The organism is Spirosoma litoris (genome assembly GCF_054776755.1).
Map to the genome: position 1 here is coordinate 358,416 of NZ_BAAHBI010000010.1, position 22,913 is coordinate 381,328.

At 46.3% G+C, this 22,913-nt stretch carries 21 protein-coding genes; 8 read left to right on the top strand and 13 right to left on the bottom strand.

What is annotated here, in order from left to right:
* Positions 1-250: 250 nt before the first annotated feature.
* Positions 251-1,009, bottom strand: coding sequence for a DeoR/GlpR family DNA-binding transcription regulator (locus ACYVGR_RS07940; RefSeq protein WP_460955284.1), 759 nt, complete (start codon positions 1,007-1,009; stop codon positions 251-253).
* A 323-nt stretch (positions 1,010-1,332) separates the two neighbouring features.
* Between ACYVGR_RS07940 and ACYVGR_RS07945 the strand changes: the two genes are divergently transcribed.
* From ACYVGR_RS07945 to ACYVGR_RS07970, 6 genes are all read left to right on the top strand, one after another.
* Positions 1,333-4,446, top strand: coding sequence for a SusC/RagA family TonB-linked outer membrane protein (locus ACYVGR_RS07945; protein WP_460955286.1), 3,114 nt, complete (start codon positions 1,333-1,335; stop codon positions 4,444-4,446).
* Between the two features lie 11 nt (positions 4,447-4,457).
* Complete coding sequence (locus ACYVGR_RS07950) at positions 4,458-5,978, top strand: SusD/RagB family nutrient-binding outer membrane lipoprotein (protein WP_460955288.1); 1,521 nt, start codon at positions 4,458-4,460, stop codon at positions 5,976-5,978.
* Between the two features lie 9 nt (positions 5,979-5,987).
* Positions 5,988-8,264 carry a glycoside hydrolase family 20 protein gene (locus ACYVGR_RS07955; RefSeq protein ID WP_460955290.1) on the top strand — a complete coding sequence of 759 codons (2,277 nt, stop codon included), beginning with the start codon at positions 5,988-5,990 and terminating at the stop codon, positions 8,262-8,264.
* A gap of 70 nt (positions 8,265-8,334) precedes the next feature.
* Positions 8,335-8,793, top strand: coding sequence for a RidA family protein (locus ACYVGR_RS07960; RefSeq protein ID WP_460955292.1), 459 nt, complete (start codon positions 8,335-8,337; stop codon positions 8,791-8,793).
* A 119-nt stretch (positions 8,794-8,912) separates the two neighbouring features.
* Entirely contained in the window at positions 8,913-10,133 is a 1,221-nt protein-coding gene (locus ACYVGR_RS07965) for an aminotransferase class V-fold PLP-dependent enzyme (RefSeq protein ID WP_460955293.1), read from the top strand.
* Positions 10,134-10,269: 136 nt separating this feature from the next.
* Entirely contained in the window at positions 10,270-11,547 is a 1,278-nt protein-coding gene (locus tag ACYVGR_RS07970) for an amidohydrolase/deacetylase family metallohydrolase (protein ID WP_460955295.1), read from the top strand.
* A gap of 92 nt (positions 11,548-11,639) precedes the next feature.
* Here ACYVGR_RS07970 and ACYVGR_RS07975 read toward each other — a convergent pair whose 3' ends face one another.
* The 11 genes from ACYVGR_RS07975 to ACYVGR_RS08025 form a co-directional block, all read right to left on the bottom strand.
* Positions 11,640-12,089 (bottom strand): (4Fe-4S)-binding protein, encoded by a 450-nt coding sequence (locus ACYVGR_RS07975; RefSeq protein ID WP_460955297.1) that lies wholly within the window; start codon positions 12,087-12,089, stop codon positions 11,640-11,642.
* A 38-nt stretch (positions 12,090-12,127) separates the two neighbouring features.
* Positions 12,128-12,544, bottom strand: coding sequence for an OsmC family protein (locus ACYVGR_RS07980; RefSeq protein WP_460955299.1), 417 nt, complete (start codon positions 12,542-12,544; stop codon positions 12,128-12,130).
* Positions 12,545-12,656: 112 nt separating this feature from the next.
* Positions 12,657-13,286, bottom strand: a complete 630-nt coding sequence (gene pyrE, locus ACYVGR_RS07985; protein ID WP_460956080.1) for an orotate phosphoribosyltransferase — start codon at positions 13,284-13,286, stop codon at positions 12,657-12,659.
* A 159-nt stretch (positions 13,287-13,445) separates the two neighbouring features.
* Positions 13,446-14,732 carry a hemolysin family protein gene (locus ACYVGR_RS07990; protein WP_460955301.1) on the bottom strand — a complete coding sequence of 429 codons (1,287 nt, stop codon included), beginning with the start codon at positions 14,730-14,732 and terminating at the stop codon, positions 13,446-13,448.
* Positions 14,733-14,820: 88 nt separating this feature from the next.
* Positions 14,821-15,048: a hypothetical protein gene (locus ACYVGR_RS07995; RefSeq protein ID WP_182464339.1), complete on the bottom strand. Its 228-nt coding sequence runs from the start codon at positions 15,046-15,048 to the stop codon at positions 14,821-14,823.
* A gap of 52 nt (positions 15,049-15,100) precedes the next feature.
* Positions 15,101-17,776, bottom strand: coding sequence for a cytochrome c biogenesis protein CcsA (ccsA, locus tag ACYVGR_RS08000; protein WP_460955303.1), 2,676 nt, complete (start codon positions 17,774-17,776; stop codon positions 15,101-15,103).
* Positions 17,777-17,849: 73 nt separating this feature from the next.
* The gene (locus ACYVGR_RS08005; RefSeq protein WP_460955305.1) at positions 17,850-18,290 is read right to left on the bottom strand and encodes a cytochrome c maturation protein CcmE domain-containing protein; all 441 of its coding nucleotides are present in this window, start codon (positions 18,288-18,290) and stop codon (positions 17,850-17,852) included.
* Between the two features lie 46 nt (positions 18,291-18,336).
* Entirely contained in the window at positions 18,337-18,591 is a 255-nt protein-coding gene (locus ACYVGR_RS08010; protein ID WP_460955307.1) for a CcmD family protein, read from the bottom strand.
* A gap of 68 nt (positions 18,592-18,659) precedes the next feature.
* Positions 18,660-19,319, bottom strand: coding sequence for a cytochrome c biogenesis protein CcsA (gene ccsA, locus ACYVGR_RS08015; RefSeq protein WP_460955309.1), 660 nt, complete (start codon positions 19,317-19,319; stop codon positions 18,660-18,662).
* A 68-nt stretch (positions 19,320-19,387) separates the two neighbouring features.
* On the bottom strand, positions 19,388-20,062 hold the full coding sequence (locus ACYVGR_RS08020) for a heme exporter protein CcmB (RefSeq protein ID WP_460955311.1): 675 nt from the start codon (positions 20,060-20,062) through the stop codon (positions 19,388-19,390).
* A gap of 330 nt (positions 20,063-20,392) precedes the next feature.
* Positions 20,393-21,556, bottom strand: a complete 1,164-nt coding sequence (locus ACYVGR_RS08025) for a DmpA family aminopeptidase (RefSeq protein WP_460955313.1) — start codon at positions 21,554-21,556, stop codon at positions 20,393-20,395.
* Between the two features lie 258 nt (positions 21,557-21,814).
* Between ACYVGR_RS08025 and ACYVGR_RS08030 the strand changes: the two genes are divergently transcribed.
* Both ACYVGR_RS08030 and ACYVGR_RS08035 read left to right on the top strand, forming a co-directional pair.
* Complete coding sequence (locus ACYVGR_RS08030; RefSeq protein WP_460955315.1) at positions 21,815-22,054, top strand: hypothetical protein; 240 nt, start codon at positions 21,815-21,817, stop codon at positions 22,052-22,054.
* Between the two features lie 44 nt (positions 22,055-22,098).
* Complete coding sequence (locus tag ACYVGR_RS08035; protein WP_460955317.1) at positions 22,099-22,374, top strand: hypothetical protein; 276 nt, start codon at positions 22,099-22,101, stop codon at positions 22,372-22,374.
* A gap of 83 nt (positions 22,375-22,457) precedes the next feature.
* On the opposite strand, the gene ACYVGR_RS08040 is transcribed toward ACYVGR_RS08035, so the two are convergent.
* Positions 22,458-22,667 (bottom strand): hypothetical protein, encoded by a 210-nt coding sequence (locus ACYVGR_RS08040; RefSeq protein WP_460955319.1) that lies wholly within the window; start codon positions 22,665-22,667, stop codon positions 22,458-22,460.
* Positions 22,668-22,913 lie beyond the last annotated feature (246 nt).

Here is a 22,913-nt window from a genome sequence, read left to right on the forward strand (position 1 = left end):
TTTAGTTTCTATCGATTCTTTGGATTCTATCGTCTTTGATTATCAGCACAATAGGACCAACCGCGTGGGCGGCCCCGAGAATCGATAGAATCCCCTAGAATCTAGTTTGCCAAAGCACTAGTACTCGTCCAATTTAGATTCTTTTGATTCTATTGTCTCTGATTATCAATGCAATAGCAACCGAAAGAATCTATAGCAACAGTTAGAATCTATTTTGTCAAAGCATAGAACCTGCATTAGATAAGTATCATTACAAGACTTCGGTTTTCCCGGTTCGGTAGGGCGACAATTGCGGAGAATCGGCAGGTAGCTCGGTGATCAGATAATCGATCTGGCCCAAATCGGCCACTTTCATACGCATAACGCTGTTCATCTTTTCGGAAATAGCCAGAATAACAATTTTTTCCGCAGCCCGAATCATCGTTTTCTTGGCCTGTACCGTTTCCCAATCCGAATCGGTTAGTCCCTCTTTGGCGTCGATGGCGTTGGTTCCCATGATGCACAGATCGACGCGTAATTCTGATAGACGCTGGTACACTTCGCCACCTACACTCATCTGGCTATAGCGGGAAATTTGCCCGCCAATCATAATGATTTCCAGATTGGGTTTGTCCAGTAACTCAACGGCTGTGAGGGGGTTAACCGTAATAAAAGTTGCTTTTAAGTCCGCTGGAATCATCTTGATGAACTCCCGGATCGTTGTGCCACCGCCCATCAAAATCAGCATGCCATCGCGCAAGAGCGTAAGTGCTTTCTCGCCAATGATCCGCTTGCTCTGATGTGCATACGTTTCCTGCAACTGCGAGGAGTGATGGTACGCCTTCGACATAGCGCCCCCACGAATTTTAATCAGCTTCCCTTCGTCGGCCAGGTCATTTATATCGCGTCGGACGGTGTCTTCAGATACGTTTAGCGTAACAGCCAAATCGGTCAGATTGATTCGCGTATGAAGATTCAATTGGTTGATTATTAAATCTTTACGTTCCTCCTTTAAAAAAGCAATTGACATAAGAGAATGTTACGTTCGGTTACTTAACACAGAAAGCAAAATAAGGGCAAAATCTTACCTATTCACAAATTGATCAGACAACAGCCTAAAGACTAGTTGCTGATTTATTGCAATGACCTTTGCAAAATCTCCAATTATGCCGCATAAAGCACCTAAAAAATGTACTTTTTGCATATAATGTCTAGGTTTTTGCCATATAGAAGAAATATTATTTGCAAAGTTGCAATATTGGCGGCTATATTGCGCAAGAATTGCATTGAAAGATTGCAAAATTTGCAAAATGCCTCCCGGGTATTCTTAACTTAACTAATTAATCATAAACTATGGATCGTATTTTACTACGCTGGCCTACTCATTTAAGTAAGCTGCTCACAATGCTCTGGTTGTTGAGTGTGCCTGCCTTCGCACAAACGATTTCGGGGAAAGTGACGAATATCGGCGATGGCGCTACGCTACCCGGTGTAACGATTGTTGAGAAAGGGTCTACGAAAGGAACTGTCAGCGACAGTCAGGGAAAGTATTCGATTAATGTGTCGAGCCCGCAGGCCACACTGATTTTTTCGTACATCGGATTTGTAGCTCAGGAAATTACCGTAAACGGTCGATCCGTAGTTGATGTGAGCCTGAAAGAAGACGCTACCCAACTGGGTGAAGTTGTTGTAACGGCGTTGGGGATTACAAAAGATAAGAAAGCACTGGGTTACTCGGTGACTGAAGTCAAAGGGTCGGAATTTACTCAGGCCAGAGAGAACAACGTAGCGAACGCACTTTCGGGGAAAATCGCGGGTGTAAACGCAACGGGTCTCTCAACCGGTCCTGGCGGCTCCAGCCGAATCATCATTCGGGGGAACGGTTCGTTGACGGGTGATAACCAACCACTGTACGTAATTAACGGGATGCCAATTGACAACACGGTGCCCGGCGGTGCTGCCACGACCAACGGTGGTCAGGGGAACGTGGACCGGGGTGATGGTATCGCTGGTATTAACCCCGATGATATTGAGTCGATTAGCGTTTTGAAAGGGGGTACTGCTGCCGCTCTATATGGTTCGCGGGCGGCCAACGGGGTTATCCTGATCACAACTAAAAAAGGGAGAGCACAGCGCGGCATCGGTGTGGAGTACAACTCGACGTTCACGATGGAAAATGCGGCTGTTTTCCCGGATTGGCAGTATGAATATGGCCAGGGCGATAACGCGGCTAAACCAACTACACAGGCGCAGGGCATTGCCTGGGGGCGTCGTTCCTGGGGGGCTAAAATTGATGGTTCTGACTTCGTTGCTGCCGATGGATTGACACATCCATACATTGCGCAGAAAGATAACATCAGGAATTTCTACCAAACTGGTAAAACGTTCACGAATACGTTGGCATTTACGGGTGGAAATGAGAAAGTTAACTACCGTTTTTCATTGTCTGATCTGGACGCCAAAGGCATTCTACCGACGAATACCTACAAGCGCAAAACGGGTAACCTGAATATTAACGGCACATTTGGCGACAAGATCGCCCTGGAAGCCGTGGCTCAGTATACGTTGGAAAACGGGCATAATAAAACCGGCGCTGGCGATGCCCTCGGTAACCCAAACTGGACGCCTTACATGATCGGTAACACCTCCGATATTCGGTGGTTAAGCCCAGGCTACGATGCTAATGGTAACGAGATTGCCTGGAACGATGCTGATATTGCGTCTAACAGTTACTTTGTCGTTAACAAATACCAGCAGGACGACAGTAAAAACCGCTTCATTGGCCAGTTGGGGCTGACGTACAAAATCCTGAAAAACTTGTCGGTGAAAGGAACCGTGAGCCGGGATTTTTATAACTACAACTACCGCTACATTCTGCCAACGGGTACTCGCTATATTCCAAATGGTCAGTTCAATCAGTTGAAAACTGACGTGAGCGAAACCAATAGTATGCTCACCGCGAATTATAATACAACCTTTGGCCACTTTGGATTTTCGGCGCTGGCCGGGATGAACCAACGGAACTTCAGCTATAATCAGTTGAATTTGTCCGGAGCAACGTTTACGATTCCTTTCTTCTATAGCTCAACAAACCTGGCTACTTCGAGCACCATACCGCTCAACCAACACACCCGGACTAACTCAGTATTCGGTTCTGTTGACTTTGATTATAAGGGAATTGCGTTCCTGACGGCTACCGGACGACAAGATTGGTTCTCAACCCTGAGTCCGCAGAACAACACCATTTTTTACCCATCTGTAGGAGGTAGCTTCGTGCTGTCGCAGGCGTTCCAATTGCCACGAATGGTTGATTACGCCAAAGTTCGTGCTTCATGGGCACAGGTGGGTGGCGCTACACCCGATCCGTACGTAGTCAATCTGACTTATTCGATGATTCCAAGTTCTGGACAGCCGCTTCAGAACGTGACGACTAACCTTACGACTAGTTCGGGCTTGACTAACGCAGGATTGAAACCCCTGACGTCCACGACATTTGAAGCAGGTATCGATTTACAGTTTTTCAATAAAAAAGTGGGCCTTGATCTGACCTATTACAACCGGGCCACTACGAACGATATCGTGCAAACAAGCACCTCGCCAACATCGGGTTATAACTCGGTTTACCTAAATGTCGGTAAACTTAACAACCGGGGTATCGAGGCTCTGCTCACGGTAGCGCCTGTTCGTACCTCAAACTTCGGCTGGAATCTGAGCTACAATATAGCCTACAACCAAAGCAAAGTGGTGAAACTGGCCGATGGTATCAATTCGATGCAGATGGCAACATCAGTAGGTAACTGGGCTTATATCAATTCCATCGAAGGTAGCTCGTACGGAACTATTGTTGGTACAACGCGAGTGCGCGATGCCAAGGGCAATATTGTTTACGACCCAACTACAGGATTTGCCCAAAAATCGGCCCTTCAGGAATTGGGGAAAGGGGTTCCCCCAATCACAATGGGTTTGACCAATGAATTCCGTTATAAGAACTTCTCGCTGAATATTCTGCTGGATGGGAAGTTTGGCAATAAAGTGTTCTCCGTGATGGAAGTATACGCCAATCGGATGGGAAAACTGAAACGGACACTCGATGGTCGCGAAAATGGTCTTACTCTCAACGGGGTGACACCAACGGGCGACACCTACACGCGTACCGTTGCCAAAGAAAACCTGCGTGTTTTCTATGACAACGACAAGAACTACACCGAACTGTTCCTGCACGACGGCAGCTTTGTGAAACTTCGTCAGGTTATCTTCAGCTATAACATTCCGGTTAGCGCGCTCAAAATCGTGAAATTACAATCGGCCAGCATTTCGTTTGTGGCTCGTAACCTCCTGACACTCTATAAGCAAACGGATAATTTTGATCCTGAGCAGAGTTTCACCAATAGTTCCAACCAGGGCTTTGAATCGTTGGGATTACCCCGTACCCGTAGTTATGGCGCAAACCTCATCGTAAAATTCTAACGACGACATTCATGAAAACTATATTTCATAAAGTTACCTATTGCCTCCTGACACTTTGTGTATTGCAGAGTTGCGACAAAGGACTGGAAGAACTCAATATTAACCCTGACGCGTCTAGCACGGTCAGCCCCGATTTTGTCTTTACCAAAGCGCAGTATGACGCCGTTGGTAACATGATTACGGGCTTGCAGGGAACGATGCAATACACCACCAGCTACAACGATGTAGCGAGCTGGGGTTCCAAATATATTTTCAACCAGGGCACGGCTCCCTACACTGTTTTTACGAACGCTTACCCGAACGAGATAAACGAAATTGGTGAGGTAATTCGGGCGTTGGAAAAAGATCCGCTGCAGGTGAACAAACTGGCCATTGCCAAAATATGGCGAGCCTACAGCTTCTCCAAAATCACCGATTTATACGGCGATATTCCATACAAGCAGGCCGCACAGGGGTATACCCAAAGTATTTTCAAGCCAGTTTATGATCCACAAAAGGATATTTATGCTGATTTGCTGAGTGAGCTGGAAAAAGCGATTGCGCTGTTCGATGCAACAAAATCGACTTTTGGGGCGGCTGATTTGATGTACGGGGGCGACATCAATAAATGGAAGAAATTCGCCTACTCGCTCATGTTACGTATGGGTATGCGGATGACCAAGCCCGATGTGGCGCTGGCCGAAACCTGGGTGAAAAAAGCCATTGCCGGAAGTCTGATCACCGAAGATGCCGATATGGCTAAGATTACGTATCTTTCTTCAGGTCAGGTTATTAACCAGAACCCATTGTCGTACTGGATGATCAATAGTGATTACCTAAAGGCCGACGGTGTAAGCAATCCCGAGGGTGGTAAATACCACGAAACGTTTATCAATTACCTGAAGAAAACAAACGATCCCCGCTTGCCTGTTCTGTCGGTTGTGTACGTTGGTGGCAAACCAAGTACCGATGTTAGTATTCAGAAAGGAATGGTTGCTACGATTCCAAATACCAAACCGTCTGATTTCGTCACGTACTCAGAACCCAATCAGAACACAATTCTCAAGCTGAACGCACCAATGTTGGTGCTGACGAATGCGGAGGTTAACTTCTATCTGGCCGAGGCCGCTATTCGGGGTTGGTACACGGCGAAGACACCTGCAGCCTTGTATGATTTAGGCCTTAAAGCAGCTATGCGCCAATGGTCGTTGTTTGGTACTGATGGCGTGATTTCGCAGGCGAACATTGATGCGTATGCTGCCGCTAACGCTTTTGTTCCTACGGCAACCCAGGCGCAGCAACTGGAGCAACTGTATACGCAGTTCTGGGTATCGGTTTTCCCGAATTCGCAGGAGGTATTCTTGAACTGGCGTCGTACGGGTTATCCGGCTTTAGTGCCTAATAACTACACCGGAAATATTACAGGAGGAAAAATCTTCCGTCGGATGCTTTACCCTGCAACAGAAGAAAACCTGAATAAAGAGAACTATTTAAGCGCCGTTGCCCGCCAGGGTGAAAATACATTCCTGACCCAGATGTGGCTGGATAAATAATTTGTGTGGATGAAACACGCCATTCGAACAAGCTTACTATTCCTCCTCAGTTTAGGAAACCTATTCGCCCAAAGCGGACTAATTCCTGAACCAGTAACCTATCGCCAGATAGCGGGTGAATTTCGACTTGGTCCCCAGGTCGGAATTTCATCCGGTGCTGGGGTATCAGGTCAATTTGTGGCTTTGTTTCAGGCGCAACTTCGGGCTTCTACGGGGGTATCGCTATCGGTAAAAAAGACGAAGGCTAGCATCGATCTAAAAATTGATAAAAGTCGGGTTACACAGGCAGAAGGCTATCAGCTTCAGATTAGTACGGGCAGAATTAGCCTGATTGGTCATGATGAGGCCGGTTTATTCTACGGGCTACAATCGCTAACCCAGCTGTTTTCACAATCGAAATCGGCCATTATTCCGGCTTGCGACATTACGGATTATCCACGATTCTCGTACAGGGGCATGCATCTCGATGTTAGCCGACATCTGTTTCCGGTAGCATTCATTAAAAAGTACATTGATGAGTTGGCCCTGTTTAAATTCAATATGTTTCATTGGCACTTGACCGATGATCAGGGCTGGCGAATTGAGATTAAAAAGTACCCAGAGTTACAGCAAAAGGCCGCCTATCGGACCGAAACGCTAATTGGCCATAAGAAAGAGTTGCCGCATCGGTTCGATGGCAAGCGGTACGGTGGTTATTACACCCAAGCCGAAGTGCGCGAGATTGTTCGGTATGCCACACAGCGACATATAACGGTCATTCCCGAAATTGAGATGCCAGGACACGCTATGGCCGCGCTGAGTGCCTACCCGAAGTTAGGTTGTCTGAAACCAGATGGTCGGCCGGGTGGCCCATACCAGGCGGCTACATTTTGGGGCGTGTTCGATGATGTTTTCTGCGCTGGTAACGATAGCACGTTTGCCTTTTTAGACGATGTACTGGACGAAGTAATTGAGTTGTTTCCGTCGAATTACCTTCACATTGGTGGAGATGAATGTCCGAAAACGCGTTGGAAAACCTGCGCCAAATGCCAGGCCCGCATCCGTAATGAACGTCTGAAAGACGAGGATGAGCTTCAGAGTTATTTCATCCGACGTATCGAACAACATGTAAATAAGAAGGGTCGGCAGGTGATTGGTTGGGATGAAATTCTGGAGGGTGGCCTGTCGCCGGGCGCTACCGTGATGAGTTGGCGAGGGATTGAAGGAGGAATAGAGGCCATAAGGCAAAAGCATAATGCGATCATGACGCCCGAAAGCCACGTTTATTTCGATTACTATCAATCGCTCTATCCTGAAGAGCCCTTGGCGGCCGCTGGCTATACGCCTTTAAGCAAAGTATATGACTATGAACCTATTCCGAACGATCTCACTCCCGATGAAGCTGTATACCTAAAAGGCGTTCAGGGAACTGCCTGGAGCGAATATATGGATAGCCCTCAACAGGCAGAGTACATGATTTTTCCTCGAGCCATTGCGGTCGCCGAAATCGCCTGGAGCCAACGAGAGCATCGCAATTATCCTGATTTTTTGCGCAGGCTTCGCTTACAGGAGAGGCTGTTAAAACGCCTGAACGTTCAATACGCCAACCGTTTCGATGAGCTAACGGATTCGGTAATTGTTACACCAACGGGTTCGGTGCAACTAAGACTTTCGACCACATTACCCGATGCAACGATTCGCTACACAACTGACGGTACAGCCCCAACGTTGAGCAGCATTACGTATACGAAACCAATTGATATCGAAAAGACTGAGACGATAAAAGCAATTACCTTCATCAACAAACAACCACAAGGACGGGGCTTTCAAAAATCGCTGACAATCAGTAAATCAACGGGTAAACCCGTCAACTTTACAACCGAACCCACCGGTAATTATCGACCGACCAGTCCGCTAGTTGCTGTAAATGGCGTTGCTGGAACTAGCCGATACAATACGGGCGAATGGATTGGTTTCCAAGGGAAAGATGCTGATATACTGATCGATTTGCAACGTATACTATCGATTTCCAGCATTGGCACGCACCTTTTAAACTATCACTGGCAGCGCATGTGGGCACCGAGTGTACTCAGCTTTGCCGTGTCGGAAGATGGCAAAACATTTCGACAGGTCTATCAGCAAACACAGTTCCCGATTAATGGTATAAATCCCGTAAACGCTACGTTTCCACCGACTCCGGCGCGCTACGTACGTATACAGGCAACCAATAAAGGCATCATTCCTCCGGGCGAATATGGCGCTGGTGGAAAGGCATGGCTACTACTCGATGAGTTTCGGGTAGATTAACGAGGTTACAATCTTACCCATAAGAGCATAAATTTCAGTAAATCAAAGACATAGCTGTATCATTTCGCCAATGGAAACACAACGCAGATCTAGTTTAAAACGCCTTTTTGCCTCATTTGCAGGGATCGTTGGCTTAGGCTCAACAACCAAAGTAATGGCCGAGCCGGCTCCTGAAAAAGAAGTATACAACGTAGTTACTCAGCAGGACGTACCCCTGTTCTCTGGTTCGACCAAATTGGGTAATCTGGTATTTGTAGCCGGAAAAGGCTACCACAAAGAAGGCGATATTAAAGTGCACACCGACGAAGTGCTGAAAGAACTTGAAAAGGAGCTGATCAAGGCTGGCTCATCGATGGAAAAAGTGTTGAAGGTGACTGTCTTCCTGCATGATCTAAACGACTATAAGGCTATGAACGAAGTCTACAAAGGTCGGTTTGGTAGTAAGCCTCCAGTTCGGACAACGGTAGCCGTTTACGGGGGCGTTCCCGGCGAATCGCTGGTCGAAATGGATTGTATTGCGTACATCTAATGTAGTCGTGGTGTTGGTTTCTCAAAACCGACACCATTGCTGACGCAGATTGTCAGGTTTGAGAACCTGACATCACAGAGAACCAAACGCCCAATCTTCCCTTTTTACTAACTACTTCTATGTTAAGCAGACGAAAACTCATTAAGCGCTTATCGAGCGTCCCATTGCTGGGTGGATTGGCTGGTGGTCTTCCAGTCGATGTAGATGCTGAATCCTTCACTGCTCCCAAGCGAGATTTGTTCAAAGAATTGGGAATCAGAACATTTATCAATGCGGCTGGCACGCTAACCTACATGACTGGCTCACTCATGCACGACGAAGTGCTGGATGCTATTAATTGGGGAGCAAAAGAATTTTGTCTGCTTGATGAAATTCAGGATAAAGTGGGTGAAAAAATTGCTCAACTGGTTCATTCAGAAGCCGCTGTTGTGACTTCAGGTGCGTTTGCGGGTATGACTCTGGGGCTGGCTGGGATTCTGACCGGAATGGATCAGAAGAAAGTAGAGAAGCTACCGCATCTGGAAGGTACGGGTATGAAAACGGAAGTGATCTGCCAGAAAGCCCATGACATTGTGTACAATCACGCGCTGACGAACACCGGTTGCAAAATTGTCGTGGTCGAAACGGTCGAAGATGTAGAGAAGGCAATCAACGAAAAAACGGCCCTCATGCACTTTTTGCACATCGAAGCCGATAAGGGCAAAATTATGCATGAAGAATGGGTGGCGCTGGGCAAAAAGCATAACATTCCTACCTCCATCGATATTGCTGCCGATGTGCCACCAGTTGAAAATTTATGGCGTTTTAACGATATGGGCTTCAGTTTCGTGGTTATCTCGGGCGGGAAAGCCATGCGGGGGCCACAAAGTGCGGGTCTGTTGATGGGTAAAAAAGACATTATCTCGGCGGCTCGCTTACACATGCCTCCTCGTGGATTCAATATTGGTCGGGGCATGAAAGTCAACAAAGAAGAAATTTTTGGTATGTATGTGGCTCTTGAGAAATTCATCAATGAAGACCACGACAAAGTCTGGAAAACCTGGGAAGAAGGAACGGCCCATATCGAAAACACGGTGAAAGGAGTACCCGGTGTGAAAACCGAAGTGCATGTTCCCCCGCTAGGAAATCACACACCGACGCTTCGCATTGCCTGGGACCCGGCTAAACTTCGTATTACGGGTAAAGAACTGCAGGAGTCACTGCGCAAAGGCGATCCATCGATTGAAGTGGGTGGAGGAGGCCCTAGCAACATTAGTGTGACTGTCTGGATGATGAAGCCGGGTCAGGAAAAAATCGTTGCCAGACGAATCAGGGAAGAACTATCCAAAGCTGCCGTTTAATTTTTCTTTTTTCGACAGGATTAACAGGATTTACAAGATTTCTTGGATTACAATCTTGTAAATCCTGTTAATCCTGTCGAAAAAACTAGCTGATATTTCTCAAAACCTACCCTGTCAACTTTAAGCATTTTCCATCGTGAAAAAACTAGTGCTGTGGCTGTTCGCGGCCTTGTTGGGCAACCTGGCGTTCGCCCAGACTTATAGCATCCTGATTAAAGGCGGGCACGTTATTGATCCCAAAAACAAGATTGATGGCATCATAGACGTCGCTATCAATGATGGCAAAGTTGTTCAGATAGGCCGGAATCTTGATCCCAAAGAAGCCATTCAGGTAGTTAACGCCAAGGGGCTGTATGTGACGCCCGGCCTGATCGACATGCACACGCACGTATTTTTTGGTACTAATCTGGATCAAACGTACAGCAACGGCCCCAATGCCTTACCGCCTGATGGATTCACGTTCCGTAACGGAGTTACGACCATTGTGGATGCTGGTTGTTCGGGCTGGCGCGATTTTGAGACGTTCAAGAAACAAACCATTGATCGGTCGCAAACGCGTGTATTAGCACTACTAAATATTGTGGGGAGCGGTATGCGGGGTAGTAGGTTTGAGCAGAATGTAGATGACATGGACGCCACTCAAACGGCAGCTATGGCAAAACAATACCCTGATTACGTAGTGGGCTTTAAGCTCGCTCATTATAGTGGCTACAATTGGACACCCACAGAGCGCGTCGTTGAAGCTGGGAAACTGGCTGATCTGCCTGTCATGATTGATTTTGGTGGGAGTACTCCTACGTTATCACTCAACGAATTATTTACGAAACACCTTCGTCCTGGCGATATCTACACCCACTGCTTTGGGCAGTTGAAAACACGTGAGCCAATTCTGGATGTAGAAACGGGTAAAATCAAACCCTTTGTTTGGGAGGCCCAGAAAAAAGGAGTTCTCTTCGATGTTGGGTACGGTGGCATCAGTTTTGCGTTTTCGCAGGCCATTCCAGCTCTGAAAAGCGGTTTTTATCCGAATACTATCAGCACGGATATTCACACAGGTAGCATGAACAATGCCATGAAAGACATGCTTAATGTGATGTCGAAATTTATGGCAATGGGCATGGATTTGCGTAGCGTGATTCAGGCGAGTACTTGGAATCCGGCCCAAGCTATCCGACGTCCTGAATTAGGTAGTCTTACAATAGGCTCAGAAGCTGATGTCGCTATTCTGACAATCCGCAATGGGAAATTTGATGCCAGAGATACGGGCTACTTCGGTTTCTTCGATTACACCGGCTATAAAATTGAAGGCAAGCAAAAGCTGGAATGCGAAATGACCATTCGAAAAGGTAAAATTGTGTATGATCTGAATGGGATAGCTAGTCCCGCTATCGTTGTGCAAAAGCCAAAATCGTGATAAATAATTGAACGCAGATTTTTATGATTTTTAGATCAGGGCTAATTCTTACACAATCATAAAAATCTGTCCGGGCCGTCGTTACGGTTCTATCAGCCTGTAAAGCCAATTTTGAGGTGCGAGCCATCGCAATAAGGTTTGTTACTACTGGCTCCACACCGACAAAAGGCCGTAACTTTATTTTTCTGGGTTTCGTGACCACTGGCATCTTTTACGCGCAGGTTTCCGTACACGAGTAGTGGTCCATTGGGAAGTGGTTCGACTAAACTCTCGGCCTGAATATCCTCTGTTTTAACCGGGTCATCGTTTCGGAAATAGCTCAATGCTTTCGATGGGCAACGGTCTACCTGTTCAGTAATACGATCGGTAGGTGCACCATCTATTTTAATCCAGGGTCGTTCTCTTGGATTGAATACCTCGATCAATTGCGTCCAGCATACTTTGGAGTGAATACAGACGGCCGGCTTCCAGACAACCGTAATTTCACCGTTTGTATACGTTTTGGTAATGTCGGGAGTGGAGTTATGTTCAGCCTGACTCATAGCGTTTTGCGAGTTAAACCTACAAGGTTGCCAAAACCTTATAGGTTTGTAGTTATAGGATCTTCAATCAAAATCGTTTCAAAATCAATCGGATTTTGGAGTGCCCGATGAACCGGGCAGCGGTCGGCCATTTCAACTAGGCGTGCGCGCTGTTCTTCACTCAAACTGCCATTTAAGATCAGCTTTAAAACGAAAAGAGAGCGTTTCGTTATTGGATCATTGGAATACTCGACATGTGCCACCGCTGAATCGAGCGGCCAGCCTTTTCGGTCGGCATACATGCGCAACGTCATAACGGTGCAGGTTGCCAATGACCCAGCTAACAATTCACCCGGCCGCATACCCCGATCCTGTCCACCCATATCGCTCGGTTCATCGGCAACAATTACCTGCGAATCAGTCGAGAGGTGCGTTTCGTAAGGGGTTCGTTCAATACGGGCGGTTACGATGGCCATGAGTTATTGATTTAGCGTTTACTGTAGATTCTATTGTTTCTTTGGATTCTATAGATTCTGACTATGTTAATGCAAAAGAATCTATAGAGTCCAAAGAAACAATATTAACTTCTTACTGACCCCATTGAGCTGGATTTTGACGCCAGGCGGCTAGTGATTCCATGGCTTCGGCTGGAATATAATCAAGCTCCTGCGCTTCAACGAGCAGCGCATCGTAATTACTCAGGCATACCAGTGGCACGTTCTTCGCTTCGAAATTTTGACTGGCAACCGGGAATCCATAGGTGAAAATAGCGGCCATTCCCAAGACTTCGGCCCCGGCTGCCCGAAGTGCGTTCACCACTTTTAGGGAACTTCCCCCGGTCGAAATCAAGTCTTCGATAACAACGACACGTTGCCCATTAGTCAGATGTCCTTCAATCTGCTTGCCCATGCCGTGAGCTTTCGGTTCAGGCCGAACATAGCAATAGGGGAGGTTCAGCGCGTTGGCAACCAGCGCACCTTGTGGGATACCCGCAGTGGCGACTCCGGCAATAACTTCAGCTGTGGGAAATCGTTTCCGAATGGCATCGGCCAGCGCATTTTTGATAAATGTTCGTACTTCAGGATAAGCGAGTGTAACCCGGTTATCGCAATAAATGGGAGATTTCCAGCCCGAGCTCCAGGTAAACGGTTCATTGGGCTTAAGGCGGACAGCCTGCACAGCCAGAAGATGCCGTGCTACAGTTTTTTGAATAAGTATTGAATCCACGGAGTAATGAAAAGTATTGCCTCAAAAGTAAGCAAACTCAGTCAATCTGCGCTGATAATGAGGGGTAGATAATGAATAATGGAAAATGGATAGTGTATAATGTTGTATAGTGTACAACGAAGATTGCTGGTCGTTATGCCCCATTATCCATTATTCCTGACTCAGATGCACTTTTACCGTGTCAATTCGAGTGCCATCCATCGAGACGATGGTAAAGGTAAAAGGAGAAAATTCAATGATTTCGCCAACTTGAGGAACGTCTTCGTGCGTTGCCAGAATCAGCCCGCCGAGTGTATCGTAACTGCCTTCGGGAATGTGCCAACCGTAGGTTTTGTTCAGATCGTCAATCTCATGCCGGGCGCTTAAGAGCCAGGTTTTTTCATCAAGTCGTTGTTCTACCCAATCTTCATTGGTGTCGTATTCGTCCTGAATCTCACCAAAAATCTGCTCGACCATGTCTTCAACGCTTACAATGCCCGCTGTGCCGCCAAATTCATCAACGACCAGAGCCAGGCTCTTTCGTTCCGACAGAAACCTGAGTAGTAAATCCTGAGCGGGCATGGTTTCGGGAACAGTAATAATCGGCGTGATAATTTCTTCGACAGTTGCTGGCTTTTTGAACAGTGCCAATGCGTGACAGTAGCCGATAACATCATCGATCGTATCCCGATAGATCACAATCTTTGAGTGGCCGCTTTCTTCAAATGCCTGCCGAAGTTCTTCGACGGTGTCATCTACATCAATGGCCGAAATTTCCGTTCGTGGTACCAGGCAGTCGCGCACGCGTACGTCACGAAATTCAATCGCGTTGTTAAAAATTTGGGTGTCTACTTCAACCGATTCTTCGGTAGTATCGGCCTTCTGGTTGTTTAACTGCTGGAGATAGTGGTTGAGGTCGGTCAGGCCGAAGACAGGCCGAATCTCGGGGTTACGTTTGCCAAGTATATAGCGGATAAAAAAGCGGGCGGTACCCACCAATACCCGAACAATGGGCGCTATGGCTTTGTAGATAACCCAGAGAGGGACTGCTAAAGCTTCCAGAAATCGGTCGGGGTGGATGAGCGCCAGACTTTTAGGTATATAATCAGCTAAAGGCAGAAAAATAACCGTCAGAATGAGTGTTTCAATGGCAATGACAACAAATTCCTGCTCCGCCCATGTCTGAGGCAAAACAGCAATCAGTAAGGGATTGAGCGACATAACCCCTAAGACGGTGTACAGGACTAAAAAGAGCGTATTGCCGGTTAGGGTTGTACCGACGAACAAAATGGGGTTCTTCAGAAAGCCCGATACGAGTTTTTCGCTCAACGGCCCCTGCTTGCTGTGCAGCTCAAAATACAACCGATTAACTGATACATATGCCATCTCAACTGCCGAAAAAAAACCGGCTAGTACAAGAGCAAGTAAGGCACCGAATAAAAGGAGGGAGGCTTCCAAGTATATTTGTTTTATTGTTTAAGGTTCAATGTTTCAGGTTCCAGCTCAACTTGCGCATAAAGTGGAACACGAAACATTGAACCTTGAACTATTTTTTCTTCTTCTTCCGATCTTCGACCATTTGCTTAATGGTTGGTGAAACGGCTTTTTCGCGTTCCAGGCGTTTGTTCTTAAAATACTGAAAAGCGAACAGGAAACCGACACCGAGCATAAGCAGCCAGTAACTGTCGGCGAAGGTTGTTCGCTGGTATTCGGCAATCCAGAGAATTAGAAAACCGGCGGCAGCCGAAAGCAAGAGAATTTCAGAGAGTTTCAGTTTCATGCGTACTCAGCAGTAGTCAGTTAGATGGGTAAGTACCAACTGATGACTAAGCCACTTTGTTTTTCATCTTGTCAAACTCCCGATACCGGCGAATGGTTGCGATCAGGAAGCCGATCACGACTACCAGCGTACCAATCCAGAGTATGTTGATAAGCGGTTTTTCAATGGCTTTCATCACGATATAATCGCGCTGGGTTCGGTTAACTGCAAAGGTAAATTTACCCGTTTGGGGGTTAATCTCGTTCAACTGGATACGAACACCCAGCTCATCACTCATTTCGGCTGGGTGCGCTACCATTCGGTTTTTGATGATAAACGCCGGGCTCAGAATATGTTCACCGTTTTTATCCAGCACGCGTACTTTCGCACGGACGGCGGCATCTTCTGGGCCAATTTCCATGCCTTCTACTTCGTTGGTTCGGACAACATCGTCCAGAATAGCGACATAGTCGTTCAGGAAAAAGGTGTCTTTGATGGCAACGCTATAGGTTTCGGTTTTCTCCCATTTGTTTTCATCACCTGGGTTAGGTACCGAGTTTACATAGGTGTACATATCCCGATCCGCTTTGTGGCGAATGTCGGGCGATGCCAGTAAGCCCATTCGTTCATTTACCTGAGCGCGTGGGTACAGATTGAAAATTTTTCCGTTTGGCTCCCGATACTCAACGTCGTAATAGGTGTTTTCTGGGTAAAGGGCTAAAGTGTCACCTTTTTTATGATAAACCTTGCCATCCTGAATGATATCCTTAAGAGCAATACCGTGGAAATCCCCTTCAATTACTTCGACATCCTTGCGTGGAATATAACCAGGGACGTCGCGTGCTTCGATGCGCTGGCCGCGATAGGTAAGTTGGTATTGACCCATCCGCTCGGGCTGATTGAGCCACAGAAGCGTATTTTCTTTGTTCTGTTTGTTGTTGTCTTTGGTGAATTCCTCCTGATTAGAAATCAGCAAGCCACTTGTATTGAGCGAAATAACTTTTGTATAACCCGCTGAATAAAGTATTCCAATGAGCATCAGGGCCATACCAATATGCGAAATGGCCCCGCCCGACAGACGGTAATTCCCTCGAACCACAGCAAGCAAAATGCTGCCATTAGCCACCAACGCGAAGATCGAGGATACCAGCAAGATCATATAAACCGGATTCTTCATCTCGCCGAAGGCAATTAAGCCAGCGCTGATGAGTAAGGTGATGATTCCGGGTGTGATAAGCGCGTCCCACTTTTTGTTTTCTAGTTTACGCCACCACATATACTGACCGACACCGGTTAGTAGGGCAATTACCACAAAGAACCAAATCTGGAATTTGCTGTAGTGAGCAACCTGATCGGCAGGAAGGGCTAGGTTTGAAATTTTACCGAACGATTCCAGAATCTTGTTGTAAACTGGAATAGAAGTGGTTGCAATGACTTGGAAGGCCGCCAGACACAGCACCGTGGCACCAATAAATATCCAGAATTCCTTGCTGTAGACCGATGCTTCGTCGGTATCGGCAGGAATATATTTCCACTTGCTGGCCGCCAAAACCACTGCCAGCACGATAAAGGCCATTAGGTACAGCAGTAACTGTCCTGAAAGCCCTAAGTCGGTAAAGGAGTGAACAGAGGCATTTCCCAGGATGCCACTTCTTGACAAAAAAGTAGAATACAGAATCAGAACGTAGGTGGCAATGGTCAGGATAATGGACATTTTCAAACCAGCCGAACTGCGTTTCGCAATCAACATCGTATGTATCGCTGCCACCAATACCAGCCAGGGAACATATACCGCGTTTTCGACCGGGTCCCAGTTCCAGTAGCCTTCAAAGTTAAGAGTTTCGTAAGCCCAATAGCCACCCATCATCACGGCGATACCCAGAATCATCCCACAAATGAGCGTCCAGGGCAAGGCTGGTCGAATCCATTCGAGAGGCTGGTTACGCCATAGGCCAGCAATACAGTAAGCAAACGGTACCAGCGCTAATGCGAAACCAAGAAACGTGGTAGGAGGGTGAATTACCATCCAGTAGTTCTGGAGCAATGGATTAAGCCCATTTCCATCTTTTGGTACAAAATTCGGATCGGCCGAAAAGATGGGTGCATCAGGCATGGCTTCACTTAACAGCAGGAAAGGCGATGATCCAACTTTGAACGAATCCCCAAAAATGACACCCAGAATCATAGAGGCCAGAAACGTCTGTACCAAAGCAAAAATCGCCAGCATGGGAGCTTCCCATTGCTGGCTGCTCGTCCGTGTCAGTACAACACCCAGGGCTGCATTCCAGAACATCCACAAAAGGAACGAACCTTCCTGGCCTTCCCAGAAGCATGAAATCATGTATTGCACCGGCAGTGCCCGCGACGAATGGCTCCAGGCGTAATGATATTCGAAATAGTGATTGTAAATGATGTAGAACAGACTCGAAGCTATACCAGCAACAGCCGCGCCATGAATGTAAAAGGCCCAGCGAGCCAACGTCCGCCAATCGTCACGAGCGGGAGGTTCTGGATTTTGAACGGTCGGTTTTGCTTTCCGTTTAGCAGTTTTGCCGCCGAAACTAGCTTCTCTCGACGTGGACTCGCCTGCGTAGGCCAATTGTGGCTCCTCGACTAGTTCAGCTTGCGCCGTTTTTCCTAAGCCAAGCGCCGACAGAAAATAGGCAACCGTTGCCACGAGTGCCGTAACAAACGATAGTATAACAAAAAAATGGCCGAGTTGCCCGACTGTAGTATGTATCATGAATTGAATGATTGAATTGTTGAATGAATGAATGAGAGAATTCAATAATTCAATCATTCAATCAATCTGTCACTTACAACTGTGCCGTTTTAGCTTCGTGTTCAGTGGTTTCCAGCTTGCCGTCCTGATATTTCGATGGGCATTTTAACAGAATTTTATTGCACTGGAAATGATCGCCCTTCATCGTACCGATAATGACAATCTGTTCGGACCGGTCGAAATCCTGCGGCTTAGGGCTGTTAAATACAACCTTTTGAGCCCGGTTGTCATTATCGACAAGGGTAAACTCAAAGTGGTTTGGGTCAATGGCTGGGTTGTAGAACATATCGGCAATTTGACCATGTTCATCTTTTTTGAGCTTACCAACTACGTGGATCATTTTGTCGTCGCCATCCTGCGCCATTTCAGTGGCTTGCTTGAACGTAACATACGAACTGGCATCGCCCGCCGTTGCGACAATAATACCAATGGCCAGCGCGATAATAACAATGCCGAAAATATGAGTGAGCTTCATTGTGTTAATTAAGTGTAATCAGTGATTGCAACTAAGCACCAATGCGTTAACGACGAACTGCTGCTGACTTGTCTTTTACTTCTTTCTCCAGTTTTCCAATTTGCCGATCGAGCCGGACGAGGTAAAGAATGATACCCGCAAATACGGCTGCAACTACCGCTACAACGACCCATATTTTGCCATCAGCCCGAAGCTGATCAGCCATTTCAACCCCGTTGGCAACGGGTTGTTGAGCAAATAACGGTTGGCTAAGCAGAAGCAAAGCCAGCAATGGAGTTTTTGTCAAAAAAGACAGTCGCATCTGAAAACGAAATAGTTGAAAAAAGAACGTAAAAATAAGGCGAATCATTCCGGGAACTACCCATGACTTTAGTCATCTAAAGTCGCTTTTACCCGACGGAGCCTGATTCGAAGTTCGGTGATCCAGACGCCCAGTAAGATAAAACCGATAATGGCCGGGTAGAATACCATCCGCATGTTATTGTCCATATCGTATTTTCCGAATGCAGGATTACCGCCATTGCCTGGATGGAGTGAATCGGTCAGGCGGGGCACAATGAAAATCAGGGGGACAAATACGGCAAAAGCAAAAATGTTGTAGACCGCCGAAATACGGGCGCGTCGTTGCTCGTCGTCGAACGAACCACGTAAAATTAAATAAGCAAGATACATTAACATGCCCACGGCCACACTATTGAGCTTCGGATCGTTAGGCCAGGGCTCGCCCCAAGTGAAATTCGCCCACAAAGACCCCGTTGCACAACCCAGAATCCCGAACAGAATGGCAGTGTTAGCAAACTCAACAGCAATCAAATCGTCGTCGAATCGGCCATTGCGAAGGTACTTAATAGAGAAGATCGCTGATGTGAGCAGCAGGGTAATCATCCCAAACCAAAGCGGTACGTGAAAATACACGTTTCGAATACTCTCATTCAGAATTGGTTGACGAGGGACAACTCCCAGAAAGCCTTTCAGAATGACATACGATAGAATCAAGACGGCTAGGGCCTTCCACCAGGTTTTATTCATTTTTGTAACGCGGACATCCTGTCCGCATTTAATAATCAAATTATTGCGGACATCCTGTCCGCGTTACATTAACTCCGCCATAAAAACGGAAACAACAACCACGACATCGTTAAGACAATAGCGTCGATCGCCAATACCGTTCCTATTTCATTCCAGCTAACACTACGATCCAGACCGTCGAGGGCGTTTTTGGATATTTTCAGGAGCATCAGCAGGAGTGGCAGAATAATTGGGAAACTCAAAACGGCCATTAACGTAGCTGGATTCTCTGCTTTGCTGGCAATACCGGAAACAAGTGTTAATGAGGCTGCGAAACCTACAGCCCCAAGGACTAATGTGACCATATAGATAGGTACGTCGTTAACGGGATTTCCTAGTACGAAAGCATATACGCTAAAGCCCAGAAACGCTAACACCAGCATCAGAACCGTATTGTACAGGATTTTTGAGAGAATAATCTGCTGTGGACTAGCTAGCGTGTAATAATACAATTGGCGACTGGCCCGCTCCTGTACAAAGCTTTTGGCGATGGCATTGATAGCTGTAAACAACAGGATAATCCAGAAGAGCGTATTCCAGACGATAGGTGTGAGTTGTCCGCGCCGAGCGTTAAAGCTTAAGTAACACACAAACACCGCCCCTACAATGTACAACAGCATCCCATTGAGCGCATAGCGTTGTCGCCATTCCAGCAGAAATTCCTTCCGCATCAATGCACCCATTTGCCGTACTGACTCTGCCATTGTGGTTTTGTTAATTCTGCAAATTTACAGCGCAATGCTGACGCGGAAAAGAAATAGTATTGTTTTCGCCCTTTTATCAGTGGATATAAAGTGAAGTCATACCCAAAACAAGCCATTACGGTGGGTAAGCGAGGAATAGGTAAGGCTTTATCATTGCGGGATTGCTACTATTAATACTCTATTAACAGATTGTTAATCAACTGTTAATTTTTCATACATGGCCTAGCCCATAGTTTTGTGGAAATTAAAAGTATTAGATAGTAATAAGAAAAGCGGGTTAGCCATGTTGACTCGCTTTTTTGTTAGTAGCGATCAAGGCCAATAAGTCCCTTACTTGATTCGATTATACTTCTTAAGTACATCAATGACCAGCTTGTGCGGAAGCGCGTAGGATTTGTTGCCGTTGATGCCCTCGGTTGTTTCGGCGGCTACCATGGCGTTGATAATGGCTTCTTCAACGGCCTGAACGGTTGCATCGAACAGTGGATTGATTAAATCGTTGGGTAACTCGTCTACTTTGGTGAATCGATCTCGTTGAAAAGCGGACGGATTGGCGGTAGAAAAAGCAATGAAAATATCGCCCGAGCCATTTTCACCACGTCCGCCCACTTTACCAACGCCTATGGGAACGCGAGCTGCTATGCGCTTTAGTTGATGGGGTAACAAAGGCGCGTCTGTAGCCACCACAACAATAATGGACCCATCACCTTCCTGTCGGTAATGCACCGGGGGAGCTTTTAATACGTTGTTCAGCGTGTCTTTTAATTCCAGACCAACGGGTACTCCGGCAATGGTTAAATTTCGTTTTGCTCCAAAATTTGACTGGACTAATACGCCGACTGTAAACGTGGAATCTCTGATTTTGACAATACGTGATGAGGTCCCAGTCCCCCCTTTAAATCCCAGGCACATCATTCCGGTACCACCACCAACATTACCTTCTTTTAATTTACCAGTTGCTGCCGTGTTCAGCGCTTCGTAGGCATTGCTTTCCTTTACGTGGAAGCCATAAATGTCATTCAAGAAGCCATCGTATGTCTCGGCAACAACCGGATAAGTGTACCAGAAGTTTTCTTTGTACCAGTGTTTTTCAACGAACCATTTTAACACCGCATCCCGAACAACCCCCACGCTATTCGTATTGGTTATCATAATGGGTGTTTCCAGAAAACCGGATTCGGTTATCCAGGTAGTGCCTGTCATTTCGCCATTTCCGTTCAAGGAGTACCAGTTGGCGAAAACGGGATTGTTAGTTCGCCCTCTTGGTAAAATGGCCGTGACGCCCGTTCGGACTGGGCCTTTTCCTAACACATTTTTGCCTTCTCCCGAAATGATGGTGCTATAGCCAACTTCAACACCTTTGACATCAGTGATGGCATTAAATTTCCCGGTAATACCGTCGAACGGGATGCCTATATCGCGAGCTCGTGGTTTTTGGGCATAAACAGCAAACTGGCTTACGAGAACAAGCGTGATAAATGAGAGAATTTTCATGTTGTGGGTGTCAGTCGATTATGTCCTAAAAATAACCTTTAGTAGTAGGATTTACGTAGAACCAAAGCAATTTCTAGGTAAAGTTTCGGAGCGGAAAAATGGGCATTCGCGGTGCAAAAAAGGCGATTAGGCTTACTTGATTTGGCCTTTGGTTAAAAAGTAAGGAGGTTAGAAAGCGTAATGAAGGCAGGAAACTCAAACTTACAGAACTAAGATGTGGGTTTACTTGAGTACTCAATGTTTTTACTGAACAGTACCATGATAGATACTAGAATGGTGAAGCAACCTAAAAAACTGCGGGCATTCATACTAATCCTAGCGGCTGCTGGCTTGTTTTTTCTGGCCATGAGTAGCGTTGCGCTGGGGGTTATTGAAGTGATTCAGAATGATACTACTGGAATTTGGTTGGTAAGCGTAGGGATAATACTGCATGGCACTGCGTTTTTAGTTGCCTTGGGAGGAGGTAGGAGACCGAAGCACCAGCTAATAAACAGTTAATAAGGACCCTATATGAGTGTGTAGTTTACTAATCAAATTAAGCCATGGTTTACAGTCGGGAAATATACTTTGAAGAGTACCCTCCATCTATTGAAAAAATAATTGAACGGGTTGGTCAGCGAACAGGTATCAAGGCGACCTACCTGGCTGATAAATGGCTGTTGACAAATCCAGTTGATATTCGCGACGTTTTTTGTTTATATCCGGATGAAGCGAATACAATTACCCTGATTAACGAAGGTGAAGTGAGAGATTTGTTGCAGGCCACTTTGTATACGCTGCTAGAAATGGGCGGCCACTATTCTGACTGGACTAATTAAATTCTGAACTTAGCCTAGACGGCAAAACTATATGCCCGGTTTCTCTAGAGTCGGTTTTTTCGTTTAGAATACACATGAAAATATTATGGATTTATAACAGATTCTGTTCCCTGTACAGCTTCATAGCCGCCTTCAATAATGTTTTTGTAAGCTGTTAAGTACTTAATCGATTCGGTACAATCCATATAACGGTCAAAGGTTATCTGATCCTTCTGGCGAGTTATGACAATATGCCTATCGCTGGTTAGAATATCCCAGGCTACTTTTATTCGTAATAAGTAGTTTTTGATCATAGCTTTTTCATTGACCGATTGAGTTAGGTAAAGTCAGCGCCAGCGCCCAATTGATTACTGATTCCACGCGTCCGCACGTTGCGTTTATGCCATAGAGTTATAAGGCTGGTTTTGGTTTAATGCAAATCCTAGTAAGATTTTAAGAATAGTCACTTCCGAGCTTACCCACAGCTGAATTTCATAGGAAGTTTTTGCAAAAGCGATGCGAGTCTCGAGTCGGCTTTCACTTTTTTTAATATCTTTCCC